Here is a 20,257-nt window from a genome sequence, read left to right as displayed (position 1 = left end):
CGCGAAAAAGTTACCGGCGCGGTTTCAGGTCGCGGATCAGATCGCGCACCGTCTCGGGCAGCGATGTATCGGCCCCCTTTGGTGCCGAATCAAGGGCGCTGTTTACGTCCTTGACCAGAATGCCGATCGTGTTGTCATCGCTGTATCCGTCGCGGGCAAATTCGATCTTTTCATAGCCCGAGGCAAACCAGTTCTGCCCCGATGACGTTGCAATCAGGTTCAGCAAGGCAGTTTCATCCAGTCCGGCGTGATCGGCCCAGTCCAGCACCAGCCGCGTCATCGCCGTGGACCCTGCGGCCAGCAGATTGTTCAGTACCTTGGCCTGCATCCCGGCCCCGAACGGCCCCATATGGTGAAAATGCTGGCCCATTGCCCGCAATGCAGGGTCAAGCGCCTGCAAGTCGGCCGCGTCTCCCCCAAGCATGAAAGACAGCCGCGCCTCCCGCGCAGCGATCTGCGCGCCCGACATCGGCGCATCGACCAGCGCGATGTGATCGGCGATACGGTCGCGCAGGGCGATCACGTAATTTGGTGAGAGGGTGGAACAGATCACGATGTGGGTCAGGTGCGGCGCAGCGGAAAAGTTCTGCGCGCCGAACAAAACGTCTTCTGTCTGATCGATGTCGCGCACAACGGTGATCAGCACAGACAGAGTAGCGGCAAATGCGCCAGCATCATCCGTCATCGCAGGGGTCAGTTCGCCGAATTCGGATGGCGGGCGAATATCATAACCGCGCGCCTCCAGCCCGTCGGCACGCAGCGCAACCAGCATGGGCGCGCCCATCCGGCCGCACCCGGCAACGCCGATCATTTCACGATGACTTCGTCTTTCACGAACATGTTGGCCCACGCACGATCAATCAGTTCCGGTGTCATCTGATAAGGAATACCTTCAAATTCGCAGATAGCAATCATTTGGTCGATCAGGAACACGGGTTGATAGTTGGCATAGACGTTGTCGATGGTCGGGTATTTGACCTTCAACAGATGGATCAGCGCGCTTTCTTCCAGCGGAACGCCTTTATTACGCGCGACCATTGCAAAGATTTTCAGGAAGTTTTCCTGATCCGGCCCGTCGATCTTGATCTTGAAAAAGATCCGGCGCAGGGCCGCTTTGTCAAAGATTTCGTTTGGGTGGAAGTTGGTCGAGAAGATGACCAGCGTATCAAACGGAACCTCAAATTTCTCGCCCGATTGCAGTGCCAGAATATCCTTGCTTTCTTCCAGTGGAACAATCCAGCGGTTGATCAATGCCTGCGGAGATTCGGATTGGCGACCAAGGTCGTCCACAATAAAAATGCCGCCGGTCGATTTCAACTGGAGCGGCGCCTGATAGGTTTTGGCGTTCGGGTTATAAACCAGATCCAGCATGTTCAGCGTCAGTTCCCCGCCTGTCACAACGGTGGGGCGTTCACAGCGTACATAACGCGTATCGTAACGGTTGGCATTGCGGCGCAGCGCGTTGGGATCATCCTTTTGCTCTTCCGCCTTGGAATGCACCATCGGATCATAGACGGTGATCACCTGTCCGGAATATTCAATGGCGCGCGGCACATAGACCTTGTCGCCCAACGCGTCACGGATACCGTTCGAGATTGACGATTTACCGTTTCCGGGCGGGCCATACATAAGGATGGAACGGCCCGCGCTGACGGCCGGGCCCAAATGGTCCAGCAATTCACCTGGCAAAACCAAATGGCCCATTGCGTTGGTCAACTGGTCGCGGGTGATCGAAATGTTCTTGATCGACTGGCGTTCGATCTGATCACGATACACCTCAAGCGGCACAGGCATCGCCCCGAAATATTCTGACTGAGACAGCGCGTCTAATGCGCGGGCCTTGCCTGCATCGGTCAGTTGGTATCCCATTTCATTGCCATTGTTGGCGTTCAGTGTACCTGTCGCTTCCAATAATTTCTGGTCGCGCGCCATGTCGATCAATTGCTGTGTCACGGGAATCGGCAGGCAGATCGCTGCGGAAATTTCCGAAGCCATATCCATGTTCTTGCGGAAAATGGTTTTCAAAAGAATATCCCGCATCATCACGACGGGCAGCTTCATTTCCTGGATGCTGCGCGGTGTGGGCGGTGCCATTACGCTTTGGGTCTGCATATTCATGATTTTGGCCTGTAAATAACGGTTGTCGAACTGCGTCATCCGGCCTGCCAGCGCATTCTGATTTGCGCAGATACAGCCCGAATTTTCACAGTCTGACGGGCTATTGTGGGTATTTTATGGCAAAATCGGTTACAAAGTGGCCGTCAGACCCCGAAATAGGCCCCAAGCCCTAGATACATCGCCAAAGTGCCACCCAGCGCCATGCCCATCGGAAACAGGCGGCCTCGATCCCAGTTGATCCAGTCGGGCGCCAGACGGCGCAATCCGCTATATTTTGCAAAGCGTTGCGTCACAAAGGCCGCCAGCAGGCACGCGGCGAATATCTGCCCGACAAGGACCGCATCGCTTTGATGAACAAAGGGCGCGGCAGCGGCCAGAAACTTGGCATCCCCGCCGCCCATCGTGCCGGCCGCGTTCAGCACGAAACCGATCACCAGCACAATCGCCAGCTGCGCCAGACGCCACAGGTATTTATCAAAGGGTAGGGCAACCAGACCGATCACAACAAAAACAGCCCCCAGCAGCAGCACAGTATTGTTCGTGATTTTCATTTCCCGAAGGTCGTTGAAAATCACGAAGAAACAGATGGGCACCACAAAAGGCAGAAACCATAGGGCCGATGCAACCGTTATTTGCATCGGCGTCTAGGCTGCTTCCAGCGCACGCAAGGACCGCACAGCGTCTTCAAAATGCTGCGGATGTGTTTCGATCGCTTCGCGCAGCAGGTTTTCACCGGTTTTCACATCGCCCTGCTTGATCGCGGACAGGGCCAACGTATGCAGCAACTGGGCGCGTTCCGTCTGGTCCATCGGGATTACGGGCAGCGAATATTCGCGTTGCGCGCCGCGGGCCAGAACCAGATTGTTCTTGGCGGTGAACAGGCTGTTGTCCTGCCGGATGGCTTCGCTGAACAGGCGTTCTGCCTCGGCGTAATCGCCGCGCGTCAGCTTGGAATAGCCCCAGTTGTTCATAACGCTGGCAGGGCGCGTTGTCAGGCCCACAGCGGTTTCATAGAATGTATCCGCCTTTGACCATTCTTCGCCCGCATCGGCAACCATCGCCTCCAGACGGTAGCGTTCAAAGGTTTCAAAGGTCGGGGGGATGGTATCCAGTGTCTGTTCGGCCTTGGTCCATTCGCCAGACCGGATCAGCGCGTCGGCAAGATTGACGCTGTCTTGCGGCTCCGCACCTTCCATCTTGGTGACTTTGGTCCACGCCGTCACACCTTCGGTGTTGCGCTTGGCCCGCACCAGAGATGCCGCCAGACCACGTTGCAGATCAATCCGGTCGGGGTTGGCCTTGGAGGCGCGGGCGAAATAGTTCACCGCTTCATTCGGGTCGGCCACCGTCAGCATCACGTCATTCAGGTTGGTTTCATCCACGACATTGACGTCCTGAATGGCGCGTTCAACGGTTTCGTCATCGTTCTTTTCACATGCGGAAAGACCGATCACACCTGTTAAACACAGGCTTAATAGGATGGTATGGCGCATTTTTGCGTCCTTTTACTGCTCTGGCCTCAATCATGGTGTTGTCTGGATCAGAAAATCGCCTCCGCCCCGTCTCACCAATTTATATTCTTCGCCTTGTATATCATTATTATCAGATATTTCGGATTTTTCGATAGCCAGACGCAAATTATCTCGGATTGAGTCGCTTTTGCCATCATCCAGCGCATAGGCGGTGCGAAATACCTGAACAGATTCGGCCGTTTTGCCTTCTTCCATCAGCACAACGCCCAGATTGTTCCAGATTTCAGGGCGCGTTTCATCCTGTTCTATGGCGCGCCGCAACAGTGTTTCGGCCTGACCCAACCGGCCCAGGCCCAGATTTGCAGTGCCCAGCCCCGACAGGATTTCGGCTGTCATGCCGTTTTCCAACGCCGCACGATTGAACGCTTCAAGGGCCAGTTCGTACTGGCCGGCATCAATCAGGCGATGCCCGACTTCCAACCCGTCAACCGCTTCCTTGCGCGTGTCCAGACCCGGTGCATATGGGCTGTCCGGTTCACGCGAAAGGCCGCCCGCAGTGCAGGCCGCCAATCCAAAGCTCAAGGCGCTTGCGAAAAGAAGTGTTTGCGTTTTTTGCCAGTAATTCGCTTTAATTTCCCATATTCCCCAGCTGTGAAATGCCATGCGCGGAAGGTCCGACCAGAATGATTAAAAGCGGTGGTACTGTCAGCATCATAGTGGCAAGGGTCATCTTGGTTGGCAACTTGTTTGCGGCCTCTTCCGCGCGCATCACGCGTTTGTCACGCATTTCTCCGGCATAAACCCGAAGCGCTTCGGCAATGGATGTCCCGAAGCTGGCCGACTGGATCAGTACCGTCACGAAAGAGGATACATCTTGAACGCCGCAGCGATCAGCCATATCTTTGAAAACGGTCACCTTGTCTTTGCCGGCCTTCATCTCCTGAGCAACAACTTCAAACTCGTCTGCCAGAGAGGGACAGCTTGAATGCAGCTCCTTGGCCACGCGCACAATACATTGATCAAGCGATTGGCCCGCTTCGATACAGACCAACATCATGTCCATTGCGTCCGGAAAACCCGAAATAATTTCCTCTTTGCGGGCTTCGACCCGCCGTGTCACCCAATACTTAGGAAGCATGTACCCGATCCCGCCCGGGGCGATCGTATAGATCATCATCTTTTGCGTGCTCATCCCTTCGCCACCGCCGAAAACGGTGACGTAAAGAACACCTGACAGCAAACCCAAAATGCCCAAGGAAAACTGTGCAAAGTGGAAAAAACGCACGGCGTCTTTGGTTTGGTAGCCGGCCTGACGCAGTTTCAATTGCATCGCCGACAGATCGGCCACGTCTTTTGGTTCGAGAAACCCTGAGAATTTTTCCAGTTTTTCGTTGCGACCGCCGTGGCGCAGCCGTTCACGCTTATTGGCTTGCTCCTTGGGCGCCTTGAGTTGGCGCTTGAGTTTGTCCAGCGGGTCTTTGCGTTGTTGCAGCATCAAAGGCACTGCCAACATGATCATCAGCATGCCAGCTACACCGATGGCGATCAGCGGGCCGAATTCGCCCAGTGAGTCTGTTACGAGAGTATCTATTTGTCCAAAGAATTCCATTCTTTCACTCCCTCAGACTTTGATATCGGTCAGGACACGCATGACCAGCAGGTTGGCAGCCAGAAGGATGCCGACGACGAAACATGCAGGAATAAACCAAGGGTGATCGCGCACTTCGTCATAATAGTTAGGGTCACCGATGTTGATCACAATCAGCGCTACAATCGGAAACGCAGAAAGAAACTTGCCAGACCATTTCGCCTCGGCGGTGATCGCTTTGACGCGCCGGAACAGGCGGAACCGCGCGCGGATCACCTTGGCCAGACCAGCCAGGATCTCGGCAAGGTTGCCCCCTGATTGCTGCTGGATCGTCACGGCAACCGCCAAAAAGCGAAGATCCTGTATATCAAGCCGTTTGGCCATGTCTTTCAGCGCCTCACCGATCTCGCGTCCATAGGCGGCTTCATCGGAAATCACACCGAATTCGCTGGCCAGCGGATCCTGAGCCTCTTTCGCAACGATCTGAATTGCCGATGAAAACGGATGACCCACACGCAAGGAGCGCACCATCAATTCGACCGCATCGGGCAATTGTTCTTCGATCATACCCAGGCGTTTCCCGGCCTTGTGGGATACCCAGAAATAAACCGCCCCGACGCCAATGCTGATCGACAAAAGTACACGCACGGGTGGTTCTGTTTCGGTCCCGATGGACAGGCCAATAAACGCAACGGCAGCCAGCCCGGCCATAATGATCATCAATTGCTTGGGCGAAAACGCGATCGCCGCTTTTTGTGCCTTTTCCGCCAGCAACGAATACAGCGGTATCGTGCGCGATTTCATATGCTGCTGCATTTCTTTGCGCAGCTTGGCCAGCACTTCTTCGCGCCCAGTACCCCGTTCCAGCATTTCCAGACGGCGGTTGATGCGGCTGTTAAGGCTGATGGATTTGCCGAATGCGACAAGGTACAGGCCTTCGACCAGTACCAGGACACCGACAAAAATCAGGCCATAAATAATTGGTTCTGCACTCATTGTTCTGGTCCTTATTCGGCTGCCATGGGTTCAAAAATCTGCGGCGGCAGATCGTAGCCCCACATCCGGAAACGTTCTGAATAGTGGCTGCGCACGCCGGTGGCTGTGAAATGCCCGATAATCTTGTTCTCTGGGGTCAGGCCGACACGCTGGTAGCGAAAGATTTCCTGCATCGAGATCACTTCGCCTTCCATGCCGGTAATTTCGGTAATCGAGGTCATGCGCCGCGAACCGTCTTGTAATCGCGATGCCTGCACGATCAGGTTCACAGCCGACGAAATCTGCGACCGAACCGCTTTCAATGGCATTTCGATACCAGCCATCGAAATCATGTTTTCCAGACGGCTGACACCGTCGCGGGCGCTGTTGGCGTGAATGGTGGTCATTGATCCATCGTGGCCGGTGTTCATCGCCTGAAGCATGTCGATCACTTCTTCTCCGCGCGTTTCGCCCACGATAATGCGGTCCGGGCGCATCCGCAGGGCATTCTTCAGACAGTCGCGGGGGCTGACTTCGCCTTTGCCTTCCACGTTGGGTGGGCGGCTTTCCATTCGGCCGACATGGATCTGTTGCAACTGAAGTTCGGCGGTGTCTTCGATTGTCAGGATACGTTCGGAATTGTCGATAAAGCTGGACAGCGCGTTCAACGTGGTTGTTTTTCCCGAACCGGTACCGCCGGACACGATAATGTTCAGCCGACAGGCCACTGCCGCCTGCAGATAGGCGGCCATTTCTTCGGAAAATGCGCCAAAGCTCACCAGGTCATCAATGCCCAGTTTGTCCTTTTTGAATTTCCGAATGGAAACAAGACTGCCATCCACGGCAATCGGCGGCACCATGGCGTTGAAACGAGATCCGTCTTTCAAACGGGCGTCAACATAGGGGTTGCTTTCGTCCACGCGCCGGCCAACTGCGCTCACGATCTTGTCGATGATCCGCAACAGGTGGCGTTCATCCTTGAACGTGATCTCAGTCAGTTCCAGTTTGCCGTCGCGTTCAACAAAAATCTGCTGGGGTCCGTTGACCAGGATATCGTTGACAGTTTCGTCCTTCAGCAGGGTTTCCAGCGGACCCAGACCGGTCACTTCGTCATAGAGTTCCTGTGTCAGCGTCAGCCGATCTTCGCGGTTCAGAACTATGCCGCGCTCTTCTAGTACTTCGGCTGAAATCGAATTGATCTCTTGGCGTAGGTCCGCTTCGGTCGCGTGTTCCAGGGCTGCAAGATTCAGATTGTCTAACAACGCGCTGTGCAGTTCCAGCTTGATCTCGCCCATACGCTCCTTGCGCTTGCGCTCTTTGTCAAAAGGCGCTGCCTTGGCGGGGGTGCCAGTGTTCGGTTTGCGCATGGAAATTGGGGCTGGCTTAGCTGGTTGCGCGGCCACAATTTCAGTTATGTTCGTTGCGGGTTTCGCACCGGATTTGATGGGTGCCGCTGGCTTTTTATATTTTGAAAACATCACTATCGCCCCTGTTCATGTTCACGCAGCCTTTGCGTCTGATTTGTCGGCGTCCTGACCAAGCTGGTGCAACGAAGCCGCCAGTTTGGCGATTTCCTTGCGCAACGGGTTCTTGGCGGCCGACAAGGCCAACGGCAATCCATGGTCGGCGCCTTGCGCTACTTGTTTGCCACCATCCGGCAATTGTAATTCAATCGAAATACCTAAGCTTTCAGCAAGTCGCTTGACCCGGCTTTTGCCGTTCAAATCGGTAAATTTCGGTGCCCGGTTCAGTGCAAAGCGCAGCTTTTCAAAAGGCAGTTCTTCCGACTGAAGTGCTCGTTTCAGACGCAAAACGTTCTGCGCAGACCGCATGTCCAGTTCCAGAGTGGCGAAATACACATGCGCCGCATGCAGCAGGGTTTCCGACCACTGGACCAGCGTTGAAGGCATATCGACGACCACGTAATCAAAATGGCGCCGCGCAATTTCTATCACGCGGTTGACGTCTTCGGATGTGATCAGATCTAGTGGTAAAAGATCAAACGGGGCTGTCAGAACCTGAAGTTTGTCTTCATACCCCAGAAGCGCATGTCCGAATACTTCGTCGTCCATGTTTGCGGTTTCCGACAGCATTTCCAGCACTAATTCACGGCGTGGCAGATCCAGAAAGGTCGCCACCGATCCGAATTGCAGATCCAGATCCAGAATGCAGACTTTGGGCGGGTCTTCTTTTGTGACTGTGGCCAATTCCCACGCCAGATTCACAGCGAGGGTCGTGGACCCTGTTCCACCGGCAAGGCCGTGCACGACGATCAGCGCACCTTCCTTGGAGCCGCCGTTTGAATTTAGCGGTTTTACTTGTGCTTCAGTCGGAGCCATTTGCGGTGCGGGGGCACGAACGCGATCAATGGCGGCCTGCAGTTCATTTTCAGGAAGCGGGTAGGGCACGAATTCGTCCGCACCCTGACGCAGCAACTGGTGCAGCCAGGCGGGCGTGACGTCTTCGGCAATCAGGATGATCTTGATATCTTTGGCCTTGGCGCGGGTGATGATCTCGCCCATGAGAACAAGATTGTCTTCGTCCGAATCGTCCATTGCCAGGGCGATGAATTCCAGTTTGTCCGCGTCCGCTTGGGCGAAAAAGGCCAGTGCCTCGGCAAAACCTAGATCGCCCCAGTTCTCACCCAGTGCCATTTCCATATCTTCAATCAACAGATCAAAATTCTGGACATCGCGGCTGACGGTGCAGGCCACGATCGGGTTTGTTTCAGGTTGCGGCATTATGCTGCTCATTGCCTTATGTCCTTCTTTGAAAAGGACGGCGCAGGGCAGGGCAGGGCAGCGAAATTGCGCCATTGCGTGTGCGGTCTACGATCGTCCCCGTCCGGTTAACCCGGACACAACTCTCCTATTGGGACGAATATCGCGGACAATCTGGGCAATAATGGGGCCAAAAAAACCCAATTGTAGGGTTTCTTGGGACGATCATAGAAAAAAGACGTTATTGTCCAGACTGGAAGTCTGCGGCGCTGGTGCCAGTCAATTGTGTCGGCGGCACGGCACTTGCGATGTAATCGCGATAGATGATTTGTGCGTATTTCCCATCCAGAACAGTGGGATGGCGTTTCACAAATCCGGACACTTCCGTCACGGTGCGTCGGTTCTGGCGTTCCGGCCCTTGTGACATGATCACAAGCTGGGTTTCGCCAAAGGATGCTACGGCTTCAAGACGCGACCGGCTGATGCCTTGCGACGCAAGGTAGGACACAACCGCATTCGCGCGCCGCAATCCCAAAGACTTGTTGTACCGATTGCTGCCCACGGCATCGGTGTGGCCGTAAACACGGAACCGCACTTCGGGAAACTGACGGATCCAGTTTGCCTGTTGGTTCAGGATCGTGCGGGCCTGTTGATCCAGCTGAGAGCTGTTGAACTCGAAATTGACGGTCGAATTCACCTCGGACGCAAATCGGGTGGCCAGGTTGAAGGCGAATTGCTCTTCATCCGAATGCACCAGCGTGTTGTTCAGGGTGGGTTGGCCGAAATTGCCTTCGTTCAGAAAACTCCCGGCTTCGTTGTCGCAAGCTGCCAAGAGTGACATCCCGGCCAGTAGGCTGACCGCCGATACAGTGTTTTTCATCTGTTTCCGCATTGTCTCAATCCATCACATAGCCATAAGAGCCGCTGAAATCCTGTTTGGCAACTTCACCTGCCGCGCCGGTCGTCGGGGTACGGCTGTTTCCGGCCGTACGGCCAAACAGGAACAGATCGCTTTCAGTGGGGGGTGTTACCCTGTCGGTTGGCAGGGCAATTGCCTCGCCGCGGGTCGGTGTGACCAGATGCGCGGTGACAATAATCACAAGTTCCGTCTGGTTGCGCTGGTAATCCGCACTGCGAAACAGCGATCCCAGCACAGGGATGTCGCCCAGCCAGGGCAACTGGGTGTTGTTGTCCTTGAAATCATCCAGCAACAGGCCCGCAATCGCAAAGCTTTCGCCATCCCGGATTTCAACCGTGGTTGATGTTTCGCGACGGGTAAAGGCATCGATATTAAAGCCATTGACCGAAAAACCGTTGCTTGGGTCGATCGCGGAAACGGCTGCGCCCATTTCAAGGTTGATCAGGTCGCCATCCACAACGCGCGGGATAAAGTTCAGCTCGATCCCGAAAGGTTTGAATTCAACGGTAATCTGGTCGTTGTCCTGCGAAACTGGCACCGGATATTCGCCACCGGCAAGGAATTTCGCCTCTTGTCCCGACAAAGCCGTCAAATTCGGCTCGGCCAATGTGCGGACCATACCTTTTTGCTCCAGCGCTTCGATCAGAATACCCACCTGGGTGGACCCTGCGTTAAAGCCGAACAGGATAGCACCGGCGTTTTCGTTGGAAAGAGGTGTGTTCCCCGCCAAAGAGTTCGCGATGTTAAGGGCGTTGTTGTTGGTGCCGTTACCACCGGACAGGCCCAGATCGCCGCCAAATGCCGTGCCACCCAATGCAACCGAGCTGCTGAGGGATTTGGAAACCGACCGGTTCATCTCGGCAAAGCGCACTTTCAGCATCACTTGCTGAACACCGCCAACACTCATCAGGTTGGAAACCCGCTCCGGCGCATAGCGTTCCGCCAGATCAAGTGCGCGTTGCAGGCGGGCGCTGCTTGAAACAGTCCCCGACAGCACGATGCCGTCATTTGCAGTGCGCACTTCGATTTTTTCGCCCGGCAGGATTTGCCGAAGACGCTCTTTGAACTCGCTGACATCCGCAGCAACGCGGACATCGACATTGGTGATCAATTGGCCGCCAGCATCCAGGAGCGTAAGTGTCGTTAGGCCCGGCGATTTACCCAATACGTATATAGTGCGGTCCGACAAAGACGAGATATCGGCGATTCCCGGATTGGCGATGCTGAGCTCCGAAAACGGAACGTCACTTTCCACGACAACGGCCCTGTTCATCGGAACGCTCAGGACCGTTTCGACGCCCTTTTTGACCACACGCACACTTTCAGCCTGCACGTTCGTCGGTGCGGTAATGGCCACTGGCACTATACCAACCGAAAGGCCCAAAAGAGCCGCTTTCATAAATCTATCAATTTTCATGTGACCTGCCTCTCCGATCACGCCTCATTTGCGGGTCTTTGATGCCCACGATTGCCAGCACTCTGCGTCAGTTTCGATTTTATTGCAAGAATCAATGGGTTCACTGTGAATGTTTATGTGGATAAGTGGCAACAGAACCCTAAACGCAACAACGCCCGGCGGGGCCGGGCGCTGTCTAGTCCATTGAATTTGCATCAGTTTGTGCAGGGGATCGGAATTTCGACAACTTCCGCGCCACGGCGTGTTCTGATGGTACATACTTTCGCGGCTTCCCTTTGAACAACCGGGGCCTGCTGTTCGATGCCCAGCAATTTGCGCTGATCAATCTCGATCGACTGGGCGATCGTGGTGTCGTCCGTGCCCACTAGCGACAGTGATAAACTACCAGTGGTTTGCGCTTGCGCCAGTGCAGCCACCTGTTCCGGTTTCACCGAAACGGTTACTGTCCGCGCGATCGTTGCTTCGTCCCGATTGCCGCCCGTCGACTGATCAACCGCAATCAGGCGCACGCCGGTTTCGATCAGCTTTGTAATATCGCCTCGCCCGTTCAGATCATTGCTGACGCGGCCAGTCCAATACACATCGACACGGTCTCCCGGACGCAGAAAACCGGAAACGCCGCTGGTCACGTCCACGCGGATTGCAAAAGCGCGCATCCCACGTTCCAGACGCGATGTAATACCCGCATCCTCGCCGGGTTCTGTCACTTTGAGCGCCATGATCGCTTCGTCTTTTTCCATGGGTCGCAATACAACGCGGAGAACGTCGTCTCCTTTCGAAAACATTTCTTCCATTGTCACGAACGTACCTTCGGGTATTGCGTTTTCGGGCCACTTCACAAGCCGGATGTCTTCCTTCAGGATCGGCTCGCCATATTTTAGCGGCCGCTCTGCAACCAGAACCTCGACCGTTGGAACGATATTTTCTCTTGCTTGCCGTTCGACAGCCAGTGCTGTCTGGTAAGCTTGGATATAATTTTTAGCCATATACACGGCACCGCTGGCCAGGGCCAAACCCACCAATAAGACCAACCCAAAAACCACACGCATAACATAACCTCTCTTGAATTGGGCTGCATGTAGCAGCTCATACTACTTCGTTTATTTAATAGCAGGGAAATGTGGCTAAAACTTGGTGCCGCAATGGTATAGAAGTGCCCTTTCTATGTGATGCCATTGCGCAACAGTATACCTTGAGCCGATAATCGAAAAAAAACGGCAACTTAAAACCCCATTTTGATTGTTTTTGGTCGGCTGTTTCTAATTTCAAAACGTCCAACCGCCACGAAGCTTGCGAATGCACCTGTCAGAATCAATGTTGAGTCACTAATCGACGCGGAGATCGCTACAGCCATGGCTACTGCGCCGGCACACAAAACAATCCAGTCAACGGTAACGTTGCCGTCTTCATCCCGAATGAATTTTTTTTGAAATATTCGACAAGTTTTTGTCTTTCCTGGCTCTAGTGTAAAAATTACATCTATGTTGCGTAGGCGGGATACGAACTGAAAGGTCGCATCCTTTTAGCAAGGGTGCGGCCTTTCGTTTTACAATGCGACCGAAGTTGACTTAAAGGCCGGTGGCGTTAGGGGGCGTTAGGGTCCTGCTTGCCCAAGAACGTCGCAGTCTGGTCTGTCAGGGTAGTCGAAGCAGATTCAATCGAAGTGAAGGCTGCGACAGCCAAGCCAGCAACGGCTGCGGTCAGAACAACCCAGTCAACTGTTACGGCGCCGTCTTCGTCTTTACGGAAGTTTTTAAAAATATTCGACATGTTTTTGTCTTTCCTGGCTCTAGTGTAAAAATTACATCTATGTTTTGTAGGCGGGACAGAAACTGAAAGGTCGCATCCTTCGAACAAGGGCGCGGCCTTTCATTTTAGAATGCGACCGTAGTTTACTCAGAGGTTAGGGTCCTGCTTGCCCATGAACGTGTTAGTCTGAGTTGTCAGGGTTTCCGCACCAGTTTCAATCGTAGTGTACGCTGCGACAGCCAAGCCAGCAACGGCTGCGGTCAGAACAACCCAGTCAACTGTTACGGCGCCGTCTTCGTCTTTACGGAAGTTTTTAAAAAATTTGATCATTGTTTGTCCCTCCAAAGGATCAGGTATTCAGTTACATATTACCTTGTCGTCTGTTGCGGGCTGTCTCTCTCAGACCCTGTCCGACTTGGTATGCAGTGTTTATGCTGCGCGAATGGGGCATCAATTTGGCGCAAAACACCGGTTTTTTAAAAATTTCCAAATTATTTGAAAAAAAAATTTAACACTATGAAATAAAATGAAAAAAAAATTCATAGAAATGCATTGCTAGGGATGCGCTTGGGTTTTTGAGGCACATTAAGGCAAAAATGCCACGTTCAAACGCCTGAAATGCTGGTTTGATGGGGTGTTTTCTGCATTATCAGCGCTAACAAACCCAGAGGCAGGGGTAAAACGCGCAAAATGCGGTATCTGACCATAATAATGATGGCGCTGGCCTTGTGCGGCCCTGTTGCCGTGTGGGCGGAATCGACCGAACCGGCGCCGTTTCCCGAATTCAGCGCCAAGCGGGTCAAACCGCCTGCGGCCAACGTGGCCAAACGGATCACCGTGCAAATTGATCCTGCAACCCAGTTCCGTAAAAGCAAACCACTGACAAAAGAAGATGACGCAGCCGCGCCCAAAGGTGAACCGATCGGCCAATATGTCTGGTTCTGGGACAAGGTATCGCCCGCGCTGGCGCAATCGGGCCCCGGACGTCTGGCCGCCGCGATGAACGTGCTGGCGGGTTCCAACAGCCCCGTGGCCGCGCCGCGCATGCAACACATGCAGGACATCGCCCGCGCCCAGGGTATCGAGATTCTGAAATCCACCATCGGCACCAGCGTGTCGCCTGCCCTGGTGCTGGCCGTGATCTCGGTTGAATCGGCGGGCAAAACCGATGCGGTCAGCAGGGCAGGGGCGCAGGGGCTGATGCAATTGATGCCGGCCACCGCCGAACGGTTCGGAGTCGCGGACAGCATGATCGCCGCGCAAAACATTCTGGGCGGCGTGAAATATCTGGATTGGCTGATGGGCGAATTTGATGGTGATCCCATTCTGGTTCTGGCCGGGTACAACGCCGGTGAAGGATCGGTGCGCAAACATGAAGGTGTGCCCCCCTTTGCTGAAACCCGCGATTACGTGCCCAAAGTGCTGGCAGCATTTCAGGTCGCGCGGGGGTTGTGCAAGACCCCACCCGAACTTGTCACCGATGGATGTGTGTTTGCAGCTTTGAACTAATGGAAACAATCTGTTTCCAAAGGCGTTTCAAACGTTGAGCGCGTCGGTCCAGTCTGGATGCTTGCGTCGTTGCGTATTTACAAAGGGACACAGGGGCGCAATCTTTACACTACTCTTACGTGCGTCAGAAACCATGCGCGTGACCAGTGCCAACCCCGCGCCCGTGCCGCGCAGACTGTCGGGCACAGCGGTATGATCGGCAATGGTCAGATAGTCCGAGGCGATGCTGTAGGTCAGCTCCGCCTCGACCCCGTCATGGCGCAGGATATTGCGGCCCTTTGAACCGTCCACCTCTTGCGTGATGGCAAACTCAGACAATCGTGGCCTGCGTGGCAGCGCGCAATTCGTTCTCGCTGACGCCGTCGGCACATTCCACGATCTTCAATCCGCCCTCGACCACGTCCAGCACACCCATGTTGGTAATGATCCGGTCAACCACGCCTTTGCCGGTCAGGGGCAGGGTGCATTCTTTCAGCACCTTGCTGTCGCCGTGTTTGTTGGTGTGGTCCATCACCACCACCACGCGGCCCACACCGGCCACCAGATCCATCGCGCCGCCCATGCCTTTGACCAGCTTGCCGGGGATCATCCAGTTGGCCAGATCACCGTTTTCCGCCACTTCCATCGCGCCAAGGATCGCCATCGCAATCTTGCCCCCACGGATCATGCCAAAGGATTGCGCGCTGTCGAAATACGCTGTGCGTGCCAGTTCGGTGATGGTCTGCTTGCCCGCATTGATCAGGTCGGCGTCTTCTTCACCTTCGATCGGAAACGGGCCCATGCCCAGCATGCCGTTTTCCGATTGCAGCGTCACATCCATCCCGTCAGGGATATAGTTGCTGACCAGCGTCGGAATGCCGATGCCAAGGTTCACGTACCAGCCGTCCTGCAGTTCCTGCGCGGCCCGTGCGGCCATTTGGTTGCGATCCCACATAATACCGTCTCCTTATGCCGCTGGACGCGTTGTGCGTTGTTCGATGCGTTTTTCGTGCTGGCCCTGCACAATGCGGTGCACGTAGATGCCGGGCAGGTGGATGCCATCCGGGTCCAGTGATCCGCGCGGTACGATTTCCTCTACCTCGGCCACACAGACCTTGCCGCACATCGCGGCGGGCGGGTTGAAATTGCGCGCGGTCTTGCGGAATACCAGATTGCCGGTGTCGTCGGCCTTCCACGCTTTGACGATAGCCAGATCGGCGAAAATGCCTTCTTCCATTATATATGTCTCGCCGTTGAAGTCCTTGTGCTCCTTGCCCTCGGCAATCACGGTGCCCACACCTGTTTTCGTGTAGAAGCCCGGAATACCGCAGCCACCGGCGCGCATCCGTTCGGCCAATGTACCTTGCGGGTTAAACTCCAGTTCCAGTTCGCCGCTCAGATACTGGCGCATGAATTCGGCATTTTCGCCGACATAGGAGCTGATCATTTTCTTGACCTGACGGGTCTGCAACAGGATGCCGATGCCAAAATCATCCACGCCCGCGTTGTTGGACGCAAAGGTCAAATCCTTGGTGCCCGCGTCCTTGATCGCGTCCAGCAGCAATTCGGGAATGCCGCACAGGCCAAAGCCGCCGCTGGCAATAAACATCCCGTCAAACAAAAGCCCCTCAAGCGCTTCTGCGGGGGTGGCGTAGATTTTTTTCATGAAAGACGCTCCTCAAACCCAGTGTTGCGCAAACTTGTGACGCGCGGGCAAATGAGAGTCAATTGGAATGCCGCATCGCAGCGCGCAGCACTGCGGTTCAAACCGAACTTCCGGCGGATTGGTCGGGCTTTAGCTTGCCTTGGTCGCCGGTTTCTTTTTGGCTGCGGTTTTATTGGCTGCCGGTTTCTTTGCCGGTTTTTTCGGGGCCGCCTTGCGCCGCGTGCCCTTCTTGGCAGCCTTGGCGTCGATCAGCTCGACCGCCATATCCATTGTGACCGCATCAGGCTCCACGTCTTTGGGCAGGGTCGCGTTCACCTTTTCCCACTTCACGTAAGGCCCGTATTTACCTTCCATGATGCTGACCGCCCCGCCGCTTTGCGGGTACTCACCCAGATCGCGCAGGGTTTTCGCCACGCCGCCGCGCCCGCCACGGCTCGCGACTTTTTCTGCCAGCAATTGAACCGCGCGGTTCATGCCGACGGTGAACACTTCTTCTATGCTTTCCAGATTGGCATTTGTCCCGCCACGCTCGCTCGTGCTGGCGGCGTGTTTCAGATAGGGGCCATATCGCCCGATATTGGCCCAGACCATCACGCCGTCATCGGGATGCGCACCCACCTCGCGCGGAAGGGATAACAACCGCAACGCCTGTTCCAGATCGACATCGGCAGGCGGCCATTCCTTGGGAATGGACTGGCGCGGCGGCTTTTTATTATCGTCTGTCACTTCGCCACGCTGCACATAGGGGCCGAACCGCCCCTTGAACGCATAAATCTTGTCGCCGGCATCTTCGCCCAGCACCTTGCCTTCGGGCGGGATGCCGCCGCTGTCCTCTGCTCCGGGGGGGCCGAAGGCGCGGGTATAGCGGCATTCGGGATAGTTGGAACAGCCGATAAACGCGCCCCCGGATCGTGCGGTGCGCATGCTCAACCGTCCGGCCCCGCAATTGGGGCACAGGCGCGGGTCGCCACCGTCTTCCGTCATCGGAAACAGATGGGGTTCCAGAACCTCGTTGATCTTTTCCAGCACATCGGTGATGCGCAGTTCGCTGGTTTCGGCAATCGCTGCCGAAAAATCGCGCCAGAACCGGCCCAGTACATCCTTGTAATCGGCCTCACCGGCGCTGACGACATCCAACTGGTTTTCCAGATCGGCGGTAAAATCATATCCGACATATTTGCGGAAGTAGTTTTCCAGAAACGCCGTGACCAGACGGCCCTTGTCTTCGGGGATCAGGCGGTTCTTTTCCTTGCGCACATATTCACGGTCCTGAATCGTGGTCACGACCGATGCATAGGTTGATGGACGACCGATGCCCAGTTCTTCCATGCGTTTGACAAGCGTTGCCTCGGTATAGCGGGGCGGGGGCTGGGTGAAATGCTGGTCGGGGGTGACGCTGCGCTTGTCCGCCGGATCGCCCTGCGAAATCTGGGGCAGGCGGTTGTCATCGTCTTCGTCCAGCACCGCATCATCACGGCCTTCTTCATAGACTTTCAGAAAACCGTCGAACAATACGACCTGACCGGTCGCGCGCAATTCGACCTGTGTGTCTTTGCTGGCTACGTCCACCGTGGTGCGCTCCATGCGCGCCGCTTCCATCTGGCAGGCCAGGGTGCGTTTCCAGATCAGATCATACAGCTTGCGTTGATCGGCCTCCAGCAGCTTCAGGGCAGATACGTCCTTGGACATTTCTGTCGGGCGGATACATTCGTGTGCTTCCTGCGCGTTCTTGGCCTTGTTCTTGTACATCCGCGGGCTGGCGGGCACATAGTCCGCACCGTAGCGCGCCTTGATTTCGTCGCGCGCGGCGCTGACCGCTTCGGGGGCCATATCGATGCCGTCGGTCCGCATATAGGTAATGTGGCCGGCTTCGTACAATCTTTGCGCCGTGCTCATTGTCTGGCGTGCGCCCATGCCGAATTTGCGGCTGGCTTCCTGTTGCAGGGTCGATGTCATGAACGGCGCGCTGGGGTTGCGATTGGCGGGTTTCGCCTCGACCGATTTCACGGTCAAATCGCGGCTGTTGATCGCCTGCACCGCCAATTCGGCCTGCGTGGCGTTCGAAATATCGAACTTGTCCAGCTTCTTGCCTGCCAGAACCGTCAGGCGCGCCTCATAGGTCTGGCCGCGCGGGGTGCCCAGTACCGCCTTGACGCTCCAGTATTCGCGGGCGCAGAACGCCTCGATCTCCATCTCGCGCTCGACAATCAGACGCAGACAGACCGATTGCACCCGCCCCGCCGATTTCGCGCCGGGCAATTTGCGCCACAACACCGGCGACAGGTTAAAGCCCACCAGATAATCCAGCGCGCGCCGCGCAAGATACGCCTCGACCAGAGGCATATCGACCTGACGCGGCTTTTTCATTGCTTCGGTCACGGCATCCTTGGTGATTGCGTTGAACACCACGCGGCTGACGGGGGTATCTTTCTTGATCGATTTGCGCTTGGTCAGCGCCTCTTGCAAATGCCAGCTGATCGCTTCGCCTTCGCGGTCAGGGTCGGTTGCAAGGATCAGTTCGTTGTCATTTGCCAGTGCATCCGCGATCGCCTTGACGTGTTTTTTGCTGTCACTGGCGATTTCCCATTTCATGTCGAATTCATGATCCGGATCAACCGATCCATCCTTGGGCGGCAGATCCCGCACGTGCCCGTACGAGGCTAGAACGGTGTAATCGGACCCCAGATATTTGTTGATTGTTTTAGCTTTGGCCGGGGATTCGACGACAACGACTGGCATAAATGTTTGCACCTTTTCTCTAAAACCTTGGGCGTCTATGGCCGCGCAAAATGTGGTGTGCAAGGGGGAATCGTCAACCGGGTCGAATGAACGTAGTCTGGTTGTCTTGGCTCAGGGACCGGATTTGACGCACCGAAATACACGGTTCCGGCGGGTGTGGTACATCCCGCGGCACGATTTACCGGTACCGCGTTTGCGCTGTGTCGGGCGGCAAGTCTCATGTGAGGACACTATATACATGCACTATATATAAGAGTGTGTTTACTGCGCCAACGACAGCAAACCACCGGCCTGACGTTTGATTTTGCCGGACAGTTCTAGATCAACCAGAACCGGGGCCATCATGCGTGCCGGGGCCGCCATATCGCGGATCAACTGATCTTCCGCGACAGGGGACGGGCCAAGCCGCGCGAGAATCTGTAAATGCAGGGCGGCGGTTTCGCGCAAGCAGCGCTTTGGCGGCGGGGCGACGGTGGGGGGAATCGGCAATTCCGGTTGTGCGTTTTGCTGCGGTTGGGCGGCAGGGGCCAAAGCCTCGATCACATCCGCGCCAGAGCGGACCAGAACCGCGCCATTGCGGATCAGCATGTTGCATCCGGCGGCGCGTGCATCAAAGGGGTGGCCCGGTACGGCCAGAACCTCACGGCCTTGATCCAGCGCATTGCGCGCGGTGATCAGGTTGCCCGATTTTCCGACAGCTTCCACAACCACAACCGCGCAGGACAGGCCCGAGATAATGCGGTTGCGGCTGGGAAAATGGCGCGCTTGCGGGGTCAACCCGACGGATTGTTCGCTGATACGCAGGCCTGTTTGCGCAATCTGCAATGCCAGATCGGTATTTTTGGCCGGATACATAACGTCAATGCCCCCAGCCTGCACCGCGATCGTGCCAGTCTCCAGCGCCGCGATATGTGCGGCGGTATCAACCCCGCGCGCCAGCCCCAATACCACGACATTACCCGCCTGACCCAGTTCGCGGGCCAGTGCGTGTGCCAAGCGAGGACGCGTTGCGCGCCCCGACAAGAGCCACAATAGGCCGGTTTAACAGCGCCCGATTGCCCGTCAGCCACAAAAACGGTGGCGCATCGGGCAAGTCGGTCTGTGATTTCGGATAGTCAGGCGTGCCGCGAAACACCAGTTTTGCGCCGGCCTGCGCGCCATTTCGCAGTTCGGCCTGCGCAACGGCTTCGGGGCAAATGCGGTAATCCTTTACACCGGCGGCGCGCGCTACGTTCGATAGCGCGGCCAGCGCGTTCTGCGCGGTGCCTTGTTCAGCCAGCAGCCTGTAAAACGTGGCAATGCCAACCCGGCGAGAGCGCAACAGACGAAACCACGAAAACCGATCATCTTCCTTGGTGGGTGGAAGTGGGGGGTGAGTGGAAGGATGGTCGAAACAACTTGGGTGA

19 protein-coding genes and 1 pseudogene are annotated in these 20,257 nt (G+C 55.8%); 1 reads left to right on the top strand and 19 read right to left on the bottom strand.

The features are described from left to right. Positions 1-10: 10 nt before the first annotated feature. From C1J05_RS15405 to C1J05_RS15340, 14 genes are all read right to left on the bottom strand, one after another. Positions 11-811 (bottom strand): NAD(P)-dependent oxidoreductase, encoded by an 801-nt coding sequence (locus tag C1J05_RS15405; RefSeq protein ID WP_114871028.1) that lies wholly within the window; start codon positions 809-811, stop codon positions 11-13. Next, positions 808-2,118: an ATPase gene (locus tag C1J05_RS15400; protein ID WP_114872356.1), complete on the bottom strand. Its 1,311-nt coding sequence runs from the start codon at positions 2,116-2,118 to the stop codon at positions 808-810. Before C1J05_RS15400 ends, C1J05_RS15405 begins: the two co-directional genes overlap by 4 nt. 143 nt (positions 2,119-2,261) lie before the next feature. Then, positions 2,262-2,756 carry a prepilin peptidase gene (locus tag C1J05_RS15395; RefSeq protein ID WP_114871027.1) on the bottom strand — a complete coding sequence of 165 codons (495 nt, stop codon included), beginning with the start codon at positions 2,754-2,756 and terminating at the stop codon, positions 2,262-2,264. 6 nt (positions 2,757-2,762) lie between these two features. Further along, entirely contained in the window at positions 2,763-3,611 is an 849-nt protein-coding gene (locus C1J05_RS15390; RefSeq protein WP_114871026.1) for a tetratricopeptide repeat protein, read from the bottom strand. 30 nt (positions 3,612-3,641) lie between these two features. Further along, the gene (locus C1J05_RS15385) at positions 3,642-4,172 is read right to left on the bottom strand and encodes a tetratricopeptide repeat protein (RefSeq protein ID WP_254684617.1); all 531 of its coding nucleotides are present in this window, start codon (positions 4,170-4,172) and stop codon (positions 3,642-3,644) included. 46 nt (positions 4,173-4,218) lie between these two features. After that, positions 4,219-5,199: a type II secretion system F family protein gene (locus C1J05_RS15380; RefSeq protein WP_114871024.1), complete on the bottom strand. Its 981-nt coding sequence runs from the start codon at positions 5,197-5,199 to the stop codon at positions 4,219-4,221. Between the two features lie 12 nt (positions 5,200-5,211). After that, entirely contained in the window at positions 5,212-6,174 is a 963-nt protein-coding gene (locus C1J05_RS15375; RefSeq protein WP_114871023.1) for a type II secretion system F family protein, read from the bottom strand. Positions 6,175-6,185: 11 nt separating this feature from the next. Further along, the gene (locus tag C1J05_RS15370) at positions 6,186-7,631 is read right to left on the bottom strand and encodes a CpaF family protein (protein WP_114871022.1); all 1,446 of its coding nucleotides are present in this window, start codon (positions 7,629-7,631) and stop codon (positions 6,186-6,188) included. A 21-nt stretch (positions 7,632-7,652) separates the two neighbouring features. After that, the gene (locus tag C1J05_RS15365) at positions 7,653-8,906 is read right to left on the bottom strand and encodes an AAA family ATPase (protein WP_114871021.1); all 1,254 of its coding nucleotides are present in this window, start codon (positions 8,904-8,906) and stop codon (positions 7,653-7,655) included. Between the two features lie 208 nt (positions 8,907-9,114). Continuing rightward, entirely contained in the window at positions 9,115-9,753 is a 639-nt protein-coding gene (locus tag C1J05_RS15360) for an OmpA family protein (protein WP_433988759.1), read from the bottom strand. A gap of 16 nt (positions 9,754-9,769) precedes the next feature. Next, entirely contained in the window at positions 9,770-11,209 is a 1,440-nt protein-coding gene (locus C1J05_RS15355; protein ID WP_114871019.1) for a type II and III secretion system protein family protein, read from the bottom strand. Between the two features lie 194 nt (positions 11,210-11,403). Continuing rightward, positions 11,404-12,258 (bottom strand): Flp pilus assembly protein CpaB, encoded by an 855-nt coding sequence (cpaB, locus tag C1J05_RS15350; protein WP_114871018.1) that lies wholly within the window; start codon positions 12,256-12,258, stop codon positions 11,404-11,406. Positions 12,259-12,793: 535 nt separating this feature from the next. Further along, positions 12,794-12,979 carry a hypothetical protein gene (locus C1J05_RS15345; protein ID WP_114871017.1) on the bottom strand — a complete coding sequence of 62 codons (186 nt, stop codon included), beginning with the start codon at positions 12,977-12,979 and terminating at the stop codon, positions 12,794-12,796. Between the two features lie 126 nt (positions 12,980-13,105). Continuing rightward, positions 13,106-13,288 (bottom strand): hypothetical protein, encoded by a 183-nt coding sequence (locus C1J05_RS15340; RefSeq protein WP_114871016.1) that lies wholly within the window; start codon positions 13,286-13,288, stop codon positions 13,106-13,108. 360 nt (positions 13,289-13,648) lie between these two features. On the opposite strand from C1J05_RS15340, the gene C1J05_RS15335 reads away from it, so the two are divergent. Continuing rightward, positions 13,649-14,467: a lytic transglycosylase domain-containing protein gene (locus C1J05_RS15335; RefSeq protein ID WP_205388973.1), complete on the top strand. Its 819-nt coding sequence runs from the start codon at positions 13,649-13,651 to the stop codon at positions 14,465-14,467. Between the two features lie 27 nt (positions 14,468-14,494). Here the strand turns inward: C1J05_RS15335 and C1J05_RS15330 are convergent, their stop codons facing one another. The 5 genes and pseudogenes from C1J05_RS15330 to dprA form a co-directional block, all read right to left on the bottom strand. Beyond that, positions 14,495-14,785, bottom strand: coding sequence for a GNAT family N-acetyltransferase (locus C1J05_RS15330; RefSeq protein ID WP_114871015.1), 291 nt, complete (start codon positions 14,783-14,785; stop codon positions 14,495-14,497). After that, entirely contained in the window at positions 14,778-15,404 is a 627-nt protein-coding gene (locus C1J05_RS15325) for a 3-oxoacid CoA-transferase subunit B (protein ID WP_114871014.1), read from the bottom strand. The genes C1J05_RS15330 and C1J05_RS15325 overlap by 8 nt, the downstream gene beginning before the upstream one ends. A 9-nt stretch (positions 15,405-15,413) precedes the next feature. Continuing rightward, complete coding sequence (locus C1J05_RS15320; protein ID WP_114871013.1) at positions 15,414-16,112, bottom strand: CoA transferase subunit A; 699 nt, start codon at positions 16,110-16,112, stop codon at positions 15,414-15,416. A gap of 129 nt (positions 16,113-16,241) precedes the next feature. Continuing rightward, positions 16,242-18,851, bottom strand: coding sequence for a type I DNA topoisomerase (gene topA / locus C1J05_RS15315; RefSeq protein ID WP_114871012.1), 2,610 nt, complete (start codon positions 18,849-18,851; stop codon positions 16,242-16,244). A gap of 261 nt (positions 18,852-19,112) precedes the next feature. Continuing rightward, positions 19,113-20,172: pseudogene (dprA, locus tag C1J05_RS15310) on the bottom strand (DNA-processing protein DprA). Positions 20,173-20,257 lie beyond the last annotated feature (85 nt).

The sequence above is a fragment of the Sulfitobacter sp. JL08 genome (assembly GCF_003352045.1).
In the GTDB taxonomy this organism is placed as follows: Bacteria; Pseudomonadota; Alphaproteobacteria; order Rhodobacterales; family Rhodobacteraceae; genus JL08.
Note: the sequence above shows the minus strand (reverse complement) of the source record. Positions and strands in the feature narration are given on the sequence as shown.